This window comes from Enterobacter genomosp. O (assembly GCF_001022965.1).
In the GTDB taxonomy this organism is placed as follows: domain Bacteria; phylum Pseudomonadota; class Gammaproteobacteria; order Enterobacterales; family Enterobacteriaceae; genus Enterobacter; species Enterobacter cloacae_L.
In genome coordinates, this window is record NZ_LECZ01000026.1 from 242,885 (window position 1) to 255,225 (window position 12,341).

General features: G+C 56.0%; 13 protein-coding genes. 7 read left to right on the forward strand and 6 right to left on the reverse strand.

Annotation, left to right across the window (positions count from 1 at the left end; genetic code table 11):
* Nucleotides 1-4: 4 nt before the first annotated feature.
* Nucleotides 5-1,549 carry a 2,3-bisphosphoglycerate-independent phosphoglycerate mutase gene (gene gpmM, locus ABR39_RS14985; RefSeq protein ID WP_047347581.1) on the reverse strand — a complete coding sequence of 515 codons (1,545 nt, stop codon included), beginning with the start codon at nt 1,547-1,549 and terminating at the stop codon, nt 5-7.
* Nucleotides 1,550-1,796: 247 nt separating this feature from the next.
* On the opposite strand from gpmM, the gene ABR39_RS14990 reads away from it, so the two are divergent.
* From ABR39_RS14990 to cysE, 5 genes are all read left to right on the forward strand, one after another.
* Nucleotides 1,797-2,228, forward strand: coding sequence for a rhodanese-like domain-containing protein (locus ABR39_RS14990; protein WP_023309913.1), 432 nt, complete (start codon nt 1,797-1,799; stop codon nt 2,226-2,228).
* Between the two features lie 11 nt (nt 2,229-2,239).
* Nucleotides 2,240-2,491: a glutaredoxin 3 gene (grxC, locus tag ABR39_RS14995; RefSeq protein ID WP_023309914.1), complete on the forward strand. Its 252-nt coding sequence runs from the start codon at nt 2,240-2,242 to the stop codon at nt 2,489-2,491.
* A gap of 32 nt (nt 2,492-2,523) precedes the next feature.
* Entirely contained in the window at nt 2,524-2,991 is a 468-nt protein-coding gene (gene secB / locus ABR39_RS15000) for a protein-export chaperone SecB (protein ID WP_047347582.1), read from the forward strand.
* Nucleotides 2,991-4,010: an NAD(P)H-dependent glycerol-3-phosphate dehydrogenase gene (gene gpsA / locus ABR39_RS15005; RefSeq protein ID WP_047347583.1), complete on the forward strand. Its 1,020-nt coding sequence runs from the start codon at nt 2,991-2,993 to the stop codon at nt 4,008-4,010. Before secB ends, gpsA begins: the two co-directional genes overlap by 1 nt.
* 75 nt (nt 4,011-4,085) lie before the next feature.
* Nucleotides 4,086-4,907 (forward strand): serine O-acetyltransferase, encoded by an 822-nt coding sequence (gene cysE / locus ABR39_RS15010; RefSeq protein WP_008502718.1) that lies wholly within the window; start codon nt 4,086-4,088, stop codon nt 4,905-4,907.
* Nucleotides 4,908-4,939: 32 nt separating this feature from the next.
* Here cysE and trmL read toward each other — a convergent pair whose 3' ends face one another.
* The 5 genes from trmL to lldP form a co-directional block, all read right to left on the reverse strand.
* Nucleotides 4,940-5,410 carry a tRNA (uridine(34)/cytosine(34)/5-carboxymethylaminomethyluridine(34)-2'-O)-methyltransferase TrmL gene (trmL, locus tag ABR39_RS15015; protein ID WP_047347584.1) on the reverse strand — a complete coding sequence of 157 codons (471 nt, stop codon included), beginning with the start codon at nt 5,408-5,410 and terminating at the stop codon, nt 4,940-4,942.
* A 45-nt stretch (nt 5,411-5,455) separates the two neighbouring features.
* Nucleotides 5,456-6,796, reverse strand: coding sequence for an MFS transporter (locus tag ABR39_RS15020; RefSeq protein ID WP_047347585.1), 1,341 nt, complete (start codon nt 6,794-6,796; stop codon nt 5,456-5,458).
* Between the two features lie 181 nt (nt 6,797-6,977).
* Complete coding sequence (gene lldD, locus ABR39_RS15025; RefSeq protein ID WP_047347586.1) at nt 6,978-8,165, reverse strand: FMN-dependent L-lactate dehydrogenase LldD; 1,188 nt, start codon at nt 8,163-8,165, stop codon at nt 6,978-6,980.
* On the reverse strand, nt 8,162-8,935 hold the full coding sequence (gene lldR, locus ABR39_RS15030) for a transcriptional regulator LldR (protein WP_032654503.1): 774 nt from the start codon (nt 8,933-8,935) through the stop codon (nt 8,162-8,164). Before lldR ends, lldD begins: the two co-directional genes overlap by 4 nt.
* Nucleotides 8,932-10,587, reverse strand: coding sequence for an L-lactate permease (gene lldP / locus ABR39_RS15035; protein WP_047347587.1), 1,656 nt, complete (start codon nt 10,585-10,587; stop codon nt 8,932-8,934). The genes lldR and lldP overlap by 4 nt, the downstream gene beginning before the upstream one ends.
* 440 nt (nt 10,588-11,027) lie before the next feature.
* Here lldP and ABR39_RS15040 point away from each other — a divergent pair, with 440 nt between their 5' ends.
* Entirely contained in the window at nt 11,028-11,723 is a 696-nt protein-coding gene (locus ABR39_RS15040) for a fimbrial biogenesis chaperone (RefSeq protein ID WP_047347588.1), read from the forward strand.
* A gap of 26 nt (nt 11,724-11,749) precedes the next feature.
* Nucleotides 11,750-12,325: a fimbrial protein gene (locus tag ABR39_RS15045; protein ID WP_047347589.1), complete on the forward strand. Its 576-nt coding sequence runs from the start codon at nt 11,750-11,752 to the stop codon at nt 12,323-12,325.
* Nucleotides 12,326-12,341: the final 16 nt, after the last annotated feature.

The window sequence follows — 12,341 nt, forward strand, 5'->3', positions numbered from 1 at the left end:
GCGATTATTCCACGATGAACAGCGGCTTACCAGTCATCTCTTCAGGGATCGGCATACCCATCAGCGACAACATGGTTGGCGCGATGTCAGAAAGCTTGCCGCCTTCCACTGCTTTCAGTGATTTATCACCAACATAAATCAGCGGAACCGGCAGGTTGGTATGGGCCGTGTGCGCCTGGCCGGTCGCCGGGTCGCGCATCTGTTCAGCGTTGCCGTGGTCAGCGGTGATCAGCAGCTGGCCGCCAACGGATTCCACCGCTTTCGCAACCTGCTCAACGCAGTTGTCCAGCGCTTCAACCGCTTTCACCGCCGCTTCCATCACCCCGGTATGACCGACCATGTCGCCATTCGGGTAGTTGCAGATGATGGTGTCGTATTTGCCGCTTTCGATGGCCGCAACCAGTTTTTCAGTCAGCTCGGCAGAGCTCATTTCTGGCTGCAGATCGTAAGTGGCCACTTTCGGCGAATTAATCAGAATGCGGTCTTCGCCTTTGAACGGCTCTTCAACGCCGCCGTTAAAGAAGAAGGTCACGTGCGCATATTTCTCGGTTTCAGAGATGCGCAGCTGTGTCTTATCGTTCTTCGCCATCCACTCACCAAAGGTGTTTGCCAGCGAGGCCGGCGGGTAAGCGCATGGGGCTTTGATATCGGCGGCGTATTCGGTCAGCTGGATGAAGTCCAGTTTCACCACTTTCTTGCGGGCGAAACCGTCGAAGTCGCTGTTGACGAACGCACGGGTGATTTCACGCGCGCGGTCAGCGCGGAAGTTCATGAAGATCAGCGCGTCGCCATCTTCCATCGCGGCATCCGGCTGGCCTTCAGCGCGAATCACGGACGCTTTCACGAATTCGTCGTTTTCATCACGCGCGTAAGCGGCTTCCAGCGCTTCCACGGCGGTCGCGAACTGGAATTCACCTTTTGCCAGGGTCATCAGGTCATAGGCCTGTTCTACGCGATCCCAGCGGTTGTCGCGGTCCATGGCGTAATAACGGCCAATGATGGATGCAACGCGGCCTTTGCCCAGCGCGGCGAATTTGTCTTCGAAGGCTTTCAGGGAGCCTTTTGCGCTGCGCGGTGGCGTATCGCGACCGTCCAGGAAGGCGTGCAGATAGATTTTTTCCGCACCGCGCTCAGCGGCCAGCTCAACCATCGCCATGATGTGATCTTCGTGGCTGTGAACGCCGCCTGCAGAGAGCAGGCCCATGATGTGTACGGCCTTACCAGCGGCAACGGCTTTATCAACCGCGCCAGACAGCGTTGGGTTGGAGAAGAAGGTACGTTCTTTAATTTCAACGTCCAGACGCGTCAGATCCTGATACACGATACGCCCGGCGCCCAGGTTAACGTGACCCACTTCGGAGTTGCCCATCTGGCGGTCCGGCAGGCCCACTTCCAGGCCAGACGCGTCAATCAGCGTATGCGGACGTTTTGCCCACAGCGCATCCATGACCGGGGTTTTGGCGTTGAAAATAGCGTTATCCTGGCTGTCTTCACGGTAGCCATAGCCATCCAGAATCACCAGTACCATAGGTTTTTTAGAAACCGACATTGCGACAACCTCATGCTCAAGAGTCAAAATTTGCGTAATTTTACTACAGCTGAATCGATCAAATAGCCACAGAAGATCAAAGAAAGCGCAGGGGCAAGGGGGTGACCAGACCATTTTGAGGCATTTTTTTAGGTGGCATGCCGCAGAAAATGGATTAGGTTATGGTCGCTGGCTGTATTTGCCAGAACGCACAGGTATACTCCTGTCCTGGTTTTTTTTATCACTTAGTCGGGAGTAGTTACCCTCCATGCAAGAAATTATGCAATTCGTTAGCCGCCATCCGGTACTGAGCATCGCGTGGATTGGCCTGCTGGCTGCTGTGCTGTTCACCACATTTAAGAGCCTGACGTCTAAGATTAAGGTTATCACCCGTGGTGAAGCGACGCGTCTGATTAACAAAGAAGATGCCGTCGTTGTCGATCTGCGTCAGCGTGACGATTTCCGTAAAGGTCACATTGCGGGTGCAATCAACCTGTTGCCAGCTGAAATCAAAGCGAACAACGTCGGTGAGCTTGAGAAACATAAAGCCCAGCCGATTATCGTTGTTGATGCGACCGGCATGCAGGCACAGGAATCTGCCAGCGCGCTTCATAAAGCGGGCTTCGAAAACGTAACGGTGCTGAAAGAAGGTATTTCCGGCTGGAGCGGGGAGAATCTTCCTTTGGTTCGCGGTAAATAAGGAGTTCAGTCATGGCCAATATTGAGATCTATACCAAAGCGACGTGCCCGTTCTGCCATCGCGCGAAAGCGCTGCTGAACAGCAAAGGCGTCACGTTCCAGGAACTGCCGATCGACGGTGACGCGATCAAACGCGAAGAGATGATCAAACGTAGCGGTCGTACGACGGTTCCGCAGATTTTTATTGATGCGCAGCACATTGGCGGCTGTGATGACTTGTATGCGCTCGACGCCCGTGGTGGACTCGATCCGCTGCTGAGCTAAGAGACTTTAGGACAATTAAAAAGGGTTTTTCCATGTCAGAACAAAACAATACCGAAATGACTTTCCAGATCCAGCGCATCTACACCAAAGATGTTTCTTATGAAGCACCAAATGCGCCGCATGTTTTCCAGAAAGACTGGCAGCCAGAGGTTAAACTTGATCTGGATACCGCATCTACCCAGCTGGCAGATGACGTGTATGAAGTCGTACTGCGTGTGACCGTTACCGCGTCTCTGGGCGAAGAAACTGCTTTCCTGTGTGAAGTACAGCAGGGCGGCATCTTCTCTATCGGCGGTATCGAAGGCAACCAGATGGCGCATTGCCTGGGTGCGTACTGCCCGAACATTCTGTTCCCGTACGCGCGTGAATGCATCACCAGCCTGGTTTCTCGCGGTACATTCCCGCAACTGAACCTTGCGCCAGTTAACTTTGATGCGCTGTTCATGAACTATCTGCAGCAGCAGGCTGGCGAAGGTGCTGAACAACATCAGGATGCCTGATGAGCACTGTTAATGCGTCAATGACTGTGATCGGTGCCGGCTCATACGGCACCGCTCTTGCCATCACGCTGGCAAGAAATGGTCACGAAGTGGTTCTCTGGGGCCACGATCCAAAACATATCGCCACGCTGCAGCGCGACCGTTGCAACGTCGCGTTTCTCCCGGACGTTCCGTTCCCCGACTCCCTGCACCTTGAAAGCGACCTTGCGACCGCGCTGGCGGCCAGCCGCAACATTCTGATTGTGGTCCCGAGCCATGTATTTGGCGAAGTGCTGCGTCAGATTAAGCCGCTGATGCGCCCGGATGCGCGCATTGTCTGGGCGACAAAAGGGCTGGAAGCCGAAACTGGACGCCTGCTGCAGGACGTTGCCCGCGAAGCGCTGGGTGATGAGATCCCGCTGGCGGTCATCTCCGGCCCGACCTTTGCCAAAGAGCTGGCCGCTGGCCTGCCAACGGCGATTTCGCTGGCATCAACCGATCAGACCTTCTCCGACGATCTGCAACAGCTGCTGCACTGCGGCAAGAGCTTCCGCGTCTACAGCAACCCCGATTTTATCGGCGTACAGCTGGGCGGTGCGGTGAAGAACGTGATTGCGATTGGTGCCGGGATGTCCGACGGCATTGGCTTCGGTGCCAACGCGCGTACGGCGCTGATCACCCGAGGGCTGACCGAGATGTCCCGCCTTGGCGAAGCGCTGGGCGCCGATCCGGCCACCTTTATGGGGATGGCGGGCCTGGGCGATCTGGTGCTGACCTGTACCGACAACCAGTCTCGTAACCGCCGTTTTGGCATGATGCTCGGACAGGGCAGCGATGTAAAAGGCGCGCAGGAGAAGATTGGTCAGGTGGTTGAAGGCTACCGCAATACCAAAGAAGTTCGCGAGTTGGCGCACCGGTTTGGTGTCGAAATGCCAATAACCGAGGAAATTTATCAGGTATTGTATTGCGGAAAAAATGCGCGCGAGGCAGCATTGACCTTATTAGGTCGTGCGCGCAAGGACGAGCGCAGCAGTAACTAGTCGGAACCGTTATCACCTGAATGACCCAGCCAGCGCAGAACTGGCTGGTCATTATACTATCGTCTGGAGTTAGCAATGCCGTGTGAAGAACTGGATATCGTCTGGAATAATATTAAAGCCGAAGCCCGGGCCCTGGCGGACTGCGAGCCTATGCTGGCCAGTTTCTACCACGCAACGTTACTCAAGCATGAAAACCTGGGCAGCGCGCTCAGCTACATGCTTGCCAACAAGCTGGCTTCCTCGATCATGCCGGCTATCGCCATTCGCGAAGTGGTCGAAGAGGCCTACGCCGCAGACCCGGAAATGATCGCCTCTGCCGCCTGTGATATTCAGGCCGTGCGCACGCGTGACCCGGCAGTCGATAAATATTCTACGCCGTTGCTGTACCTGAAAGGCTTCCACGCCCTACAGGCTTACCGCATCGGCCACTGGTTATGGAATGAAGGCCGCCGCGCGCTGGCTATTTTCCTGCAAAACCAGGTCTCCGTGACCTTCCAGGTCGATATTCACCCGGCCGCGAAAATTGGCCGCGGGATCATGCTCGACCACGCCACCGGAATTGTTGTCGGTGAAACGGCGGTCATTGAAGATGACGTCTCCATTTTGCAGTCGGTGACCCTGGGTGGTACCGGTAAAACCAGCGGCGATCGCCATCCGAAAATTCGTGAAGGGGTGATGATAGGCGCGGGTGCCAAAATCCTCGGCAATATCGAAGTCGGGCGTGGGGCGAAGATTGGCGCGGGTTCGGTTGTGCTCCAGCCTGTGCCGCCGCACACCACTGCCGCTGGCGTGCCGGCGCGCATCGTCGGCAAACCTGACAGCGATAAGCCGTCCATGGACATGGATCAGCACTTCAACGGCATCCACCATACCTTTGAGTATGGTGACGGCATCTGAGATTTTGCCCGGTGGCGCTGCGCTTACCGGGCCTACCTTAATATGGCGCCCGGATACCCCAGCTGGCGCCAGGCTTCATACACCACCACCGACACCGCGTTCGACAGGTTCATGCTGCGGCTGTCCGGCATCATCGGAATGCGGATTTTCTGCTCAGCGGGCAGGGCATCGAGAATAGTGGCGGGCAGGCCGCGCGTCTCTGGGCCAAACATCAGATAGTCACCTTCCTGATAGCTCACGGCGCTGTGCGCTGGCGTACCTTTGGTGGTCAGGGCGAACATGCGCTGCGGCTTTTCGGTTTCCAGAAACGCGGCGTAATCATGATGGCGAACCACGGCGGTAAATTCGTGATAATCCAGACCCGCGCGGCGCAGGCGCTTGTCGTCCCACGTAAAGCCCATCGGCTCAATGATATGCAGGCGAAAACCGGTGTTCGCGCACAGGCGGATGATATTGCCGGTATTCGGCGGAATTTCTGGTTCGAATAAAACGATGTTAAGCATGCTGCCCCCTTAATTGCGGGGGCAGAATAGCAGAAAAGAGAGGGACTACGCGACGCCGGGTTCCTGCGAGCGGCTGTACAGCATTTTGTAGACGGTTGCCGCAGCGGCCACCAGGGCGGGTACGCTGAGAATCATTAAAATACTGTCTGCCTGCCACTGCATGGAAAGAAGCTGGGCGCTGGTCATGGTTCCCGCCACGCCGCCAAAGCGGCCGATCCCCTGCATCCAGGCGATGCCCGTCGCACGGCACTCGGTAGGGTAAAAGGTGGCGGCCAGGGTTTGCATGCCCGATTGCGCGCCGTTCATCGCGATCCCCATCAGGAAGATCAGCCCGCCAAACAGGGCGATATGGTTATGCTCCATGCCGAGCAGCAGGATCAGCCCCATCGTCAGGACAAACCCGCCCGCGACCACCTTGTGCGCTTCCCAGCGGTCCATCATCCAGCCTGCGAGCAGAATGCCTGCGGTACCGCCGAAGGTGAACAGCGAAGTCAGCCATGCGGATTCCGCCAGGGCATAGCCCATCCCCTGCATCAGCGTCGGCATCCAGCTCAGCAGAACGTAGTAAATAACCAGCCCCATAAAATAGGTCACCCACAGCATCAGGGTGCCGGGCAGCCAGGGCATGGAAAACAGCTGCGACACGCTCCCCTTTTTAGACGCGGTTTTCTCCTCCGCCAGGAAAAAGCCCGAGACGCTCTCCAGCGTGCTGCGGGAGAACCGGCTGGCGATACGGCGGATCTGCATAACGTCTTTCCCGCGCTGCACCAGAAACTTCACCGACTCCGGTAAAAGCAGCGCCAGCAGCAGGGTTAAAATCAGCGGAGCAATTGCGCCGGTCAACAGCACGCTTCGCCAGCCGTGGTGGGGGATAAGCCATGAAGAGATCGCGCCGCCGCCTGCGGCACCCAGGGGGAAGCCGCAGTACATGGTATTAATCGCCATGGCGCGGCAGCGCTGGGGGGCAAACTCGGAGATAAGCGTAATGGCGTTCGGCATGGCGGCACCCAGCCCCAGGCCGGTCAGGAAGCGCCATAGCGTCAGGGTATTCAGACTTTGCGCCCAGGCCGTCCCCAGGCTCGCGAGGCCGAAGAACAGGCAGGAGAAGACCAGCACGCGCTTGCGTCCCACCCGGTCTGATACCGGACCTGCGATCAGCGCGCCCAGCGACAGCCCCAGCAGCGCCGCGCTTAGTACCGGGCCCAGATCCTGTTTATGGATCCCCCATTCTGCCGACAGCGTAGGCGCAATGTAGCCCATCGCCGCGGTATCGAAACCATCGATTGCCAGAACCAGAAAGCCCAGCACAATAAGAAGCCAGTGAAATCCTGAAAAGCGACTTTCATCGATCACCTGCTGAATATCCACCTTACCTGAATACGTCATACGCTCCCCTCTGATGTGATGTTGTTTTTGTGTTCTTGTATTTGCTTGTCTATACAATTGCGGACGGCAGGTGGATGTCAAATTTTCTTATCCAATATGTTATCTGGATGTTATTTTTGACGTAAAAAAAGCGCCCGAGGGGGAATCGGGCGCGTGAAAAAGAGGTGTTAAGGGGAAAGATTCAGGCCGCGTTACCCTGAGCAAGCGGAGCCAGCGCTGCCGGTAGCTGGCGTAATTCCTGCACCAGAGAGTCTTTGCTGATTTCACCGATTGTTTTCGCGCCGGTCAGCGTCATCGCGACCTTCATCTCTTTCTCGATCAGGTTAAGCAGGTTCGCCACGCCGGCCTGGCCGCTGGTGGCCAGAGCATACAAATACGCACGCCCCAGCAGCACGGTGTCAGCACCGAGCGCAATCATGCGCACCACGTCCAGCCCGTTGCGGATGCCGCTGTCGGCCAGGATCGCGATATCGCCTTTCACCGCATCGGCTATCGCCGGCAGGGCGCGTGCGGAAGAGAGCACCCCGTCAAGCTGGCGTCCGCCGTGGTTAGAAACCACAATCCCGTCTGCCCCAAAGCGTACCGCGTCGCGGGCATCTTCCGGATCGAGGATCCCTTTGATCACCATCGGGCCGTCCCAGAATTCGCGGATCCACTCCAGGTCTTTCCAGGAGATGGACGGATCGAAGTTGTTCGCCAGCCAGCCGATGTAATCTTCAAGCCCGGTCGGTTTTCCCAGGTAAGCCGAGATATTCCCGAGATCGTGAGGGCGACCGTTCAGGCCGACATTCCAGGCCCACTGCGGGTGAGTCACTGCCTGCCAGTAACGACGGATCGCAGCATTCGGGCCGCTCATGCCGGAGTGGGCATCGCGATAGCGCGCGCCGGGGGTTGGCATATCGACGGTAAAGACCAGCGTGGAGCAGCCCGCCGCTTTGGCGCGCTCCAGCGCGTTACGCATAAAGCCGCGATCGCGCAGGACGTACAGCTGGAACCACATTGGGCGCTTGATGGTCGGGGCGACCTCTTCGATCGGGCAGACGGATACGGTTGAGAGGGTAAACGGAATGCCTTTGGCATCCGCCGCCGCGGCCGCCTGGACTTCGCCCCGGCGGGCGTACATGCCGCACAGGCCCACGGGCGCAAGGGCCACGGGCATGGAGAGCGTCTCGTTAAACAGTTTTGTCTCAAGGCTCAGGTCAGACATATTCTTCAGCACGCGCTGGCGCAGGGCCACCTCTGACAGGTCTTCCACATTGCGGCGCAGGGTGTATTCGGCATACGCCCCGCCGTCGATATAGTGGAACAGGAACGGCGGCAAAATGCGCTGCGCCGCGGCGCGATAGTCACTGGCTGCTGAAATGATCATGCTTTGTTCTCCCTGGAAATATCACTGTCGCCAGGCAGACGGGTAATACGCGCCTGTCGGGCCTGGTCTTCATCGAATCGTTTAATCGTGGTGTGCACAAAGCCCAGATGCGCCATCATCGCTTTGCGCGCGGCCTCGGCATCACCGGCCAGAATGGCGTTGAGCACCGCCTCGTGTTGTTCTGTGAGCTGGGCAAACACCGGCGGAACCAGATACATCCGCTGGCGGCTCTGCTTTACGGAGGATTGCAGCAGGTCGAAGAACCCGCGCATGGTCTGGAGCAGGACCACGTTATGCGACGCCTCGGCAATCGCCAGGTGAAAGCGCACGTCCGCCTGGGAGGCGATATCCGGGTCGCTGCTTTGCGTGGCCTCAAAGCAGGCGATGAGTTTCTCTTTGTCGGCCTCGGTTGCCCGCATGGCCGCGTGCCAGGCGGTACTGGTTTCGATGGCGTGACGCGCTTCAAGGATGTCGAAGCTGTAGTCCGGATCGTTCTCCATCAGCGTTTTCAGCGGCTGAACGATGTTTTGTTCGGACCAGTCGTCATGCTGCCAGCGCACAAAGGTGCCGCCGCCGCGACGGCTCACCAGTACCCCTTCGCTGACCAGCGTGGCCAGCGCTTCACGCAGTGAGTTGCGTGATACGCCAAGCTGGGCGGCGAGCTGGCGTTCGGCGGGCAACTTCATGCCCGCTTCCAGCTGTTGTTCTTCAATCAGCGCCCGCACGCGAGAGGCAATCTCGTCGGACAGGCGTCTGGGCATCACTATCATGGGATCATCCAGGTTAAGACATAGGCCTGCAGGGTGGTGATCACCCCCACCATGCAGGTGAATATCAGGCTGTGTTTCACGGTAAAGCGGAACAGATCCGACTCTTTACCGACCAATCCCACCGCCGCACAGGCAATGGCGATGGATTGTGGAGAGATCATTTTCCCGGTCACGCCGCCGGTGGTATTTGCGGCCACCAGCAGGACGTCCGACACGCCAATCTGCTGGGCTGCTGTTGCCTGCAGCGCGGCAAACAGGGCGTTAGACGAGGTATCTGACCCGGTCAGGAACACCCCCAGCCAGCCGAGGAACGGCGAGAAGAAGGTGAAGGCGTGGCTGGTGTGGGCCAGCGCCAGTGCCAGCGTCGATGACAGGCCGGAGTAGTTCGAGATAAACGCGAACGCCAGCACCATGCCGATGGAGTAAATCGGCAGCAGCAGCTCTTTAATGGTCGCCGCAAAGGTCTGCACCGCGGCCGCAGGCTTCATGCGCAGCCACACCACGGAAAGGAGTGCGGCGAACAGGATGGCGGTACCGGTGGCAGAGAACCAGTCGAATTTATAGACCGCGGCATACGGCGTGGCGGCGTGCACCACCGGCGGCATACGGGCGACCATTTTGTCGAGGAACGGCACAGAGATATTAATCACCATGTCGTACAGCGCGCCGCCCGGGGCGAACAGGGCTTTAAACGGCGGAATGCTCCACAGCGTCACGGTGGCGGTCAGGAACAGGAACGGCGACCAGGCGCGGATGACCTGGCCTGCGGTATAGCCTGTACGCGCCAGAGTTTGATCGACCTGTGAGGCGCCCATATCGGCGAAGCGGAAAATACGTACCGGCTGCCAGCGCTTCAGGAACAGCGTCAGGCAGACCAGAGAGACCAGCGAAGAGATGATGTCCGGGAGCTCCGGGCCGAGGAAGTTTGAGCTGAGGTACTGGGCAATAGCGAACGAACCGCCCGCCACCATCACCGCGGGCCAGGTCTCCTTCACGCCGCGCCAGCCGTCCATAATCGCCATGATCCAGAACAGGACGATAATGGTCAGGAACGGCAGCTGCCGGCCAACCATCTGACCAATCTCAAAGCTGTCCAGCCCGGTCACCTGGCCCGCGACCAGAATCGGAATACCCATTGCGCCAAACGCCACCGGCGCGGTGTTCACAATCAGGCACAGTCCCGCGGCATACAGCGGGTTAAAGCCCAGGCCAACCAGCAGCGCGGCGGTGATCGCCACCGGTGCGCCAAAACCTGCCGCCCCCTCCAGGAACGCCCCGAAGGAGAAGCCGACAATCAGCATCTGCAGGCGCTGGTCCGGCGTGATGGAGAGGATTGACGAGCGAATGATGTCGAACTGCCCGGTTTTCACCGAGATTTTATAGACAAATACCGCTGCGATGATGATCCACGCAATCGGCCACAGGCCGTAGAAGAAACCGTAGACGACGGAGGCCAGCGCGCGATCGACCGGCATTTTATAGAAGAGCAGCGCCACCATCAGGGCGATGGCAACGGTATACGTCGCGGCGAGGTAGCCCTTCAGCTTGAGCTTAATCAGCGCAAAGAAGAAGAACAGGATCGGAAGCGATGCGATCAGGCTCGACAGCCAGATATTGCCGGCCGGGTCGTAGTTTTGTTGCCAGAGGCTCATGCAGGTCTCCTGGGGACCATACAGCCTGCGCTGCGGGCGAGTCTCCGCTCATCTCTGCGTCACAGTCTGTGTAAAGGTGGTCCTGCCAATGTTGTATTGTAGGGTTAATGACAATAAATGGTTAACTAAATGTTGAATCTCAGCAATGGTTTTGTGATGTAAACGATGGTTTTGTGAATTACGGGCATTTTTTCCGCCTATTGGTAGGACCAATGTCAGAAAAAAAGATGTTCGCGGTGCGATTTTTTAACATTCAGGCTTTAAGAGTTTTACTTATGCTGACAAAAGTTTACCGGGAACTGGCGCCTTTAAGACTATTTCTAAAACGTTTAGGAAACATCTTTCCGAAAGTCCTATTCTGCTGAAAAGCGAAATCTCTGTTTTGTGATGAGAGCGAACTGCACCCCGGCATCATCCTGGTATTTAGATAGGTTAACGATATGTTTTCTTGGAAACGTTTACGCAACGGAACACTGCTGGTTATAGCGGTGCTTCTGCCGTTTTTTAACGCCAGAGCAGCGCTGGTGCTGAGTGGAACACGGGTTATATTTCCGGCAAGCGAAAACCAGGTGTCAATAAAAGTCGATAATCCGACGGACAATGATTATTTAATGCAGAGCTGGGTGGAAGATGACGCAGGTAAACCACAGCAAGATATTCTGGTTGAGCCGCCTGTCGCACAAATAAAAGCTAATCATAAAGTTGAGTTAAGATTTAGCCTGGTCGACCCGACATTAAAAAATAATAAAAGTGAGCAACTCTTCTGGCTCAATGTGAAAGAGATCCCTCGTGTTGATGCCAACTCTTCGAGTTCTGAACTGTTATTGGCGATGCAAACGAAGATAAAAGTATTTTATCGCCCTGCAGGTATTGAACCTGAATCTGGCGACGCATGGAAAAAATTAACGTGGCGGCGTGAGGGTAAAAACATTGAGGTAAATAATCCGACTCCTTATTTTATCACTATTGATCGCGCGATGATTGATGGCCATACAAAGATTGACGTCGATATGATTTCTCCCTTTTCAACAAAAGCTGTGCAGCTACAAGGTATGGCAAAAGTTAATTCTATCTCCTGGAACGCTATCAGCGATTTTGGTGACGTAACAGAGATGACTTCATCACAAATTCGATGAGTTCTTTATAAAAAAGTGGATATATAATGAAAAAATTGACTTCTTTGGCAATGGCGTTTGCTCTCACTGGTGTTGCCGGTTCTGCTTTTGCAGGCACGTCGACAGACAACGCCAATGCGACAGCTCTGCACGCTTCAACCACTGTTCATTTTAACGGGTTAGTTGAAGAACCGACGTGTTCTTTTAAAGGTAAATCGATGAAGGTGGTGCTGCCTGTGGTGAGTACCGCAGCTTTTGCAAACCTGACAGAGGGACAGCCAGCATTAAATACGCAAAAGAAAGATTTTTCTCTCCATATTTCATGTGCGGATAACTTTCAATCCGACAGAATGCATATGAAAATTACGGGACAAGAAGAGAATAATATTCTTAAAAATACCCACGGTACTGCGAAAGGAATGGGGTTGCAGATCTTTAGCGGTGATGGGAATACTGTGTTACCTATCGGCCAGGAGTTAAATAGCGATACAGCTGGCCTCACTAACGCCTTCCTGAACAAGGATAATACACTTCAACTTAGCACGAAATACGTTCGTGCATCGGGCGATGTTACTGGTGGTAAACTCGCTACCGATGCTGTATTTGAAATATATTATAAATAAACAGATGGACCCTGCC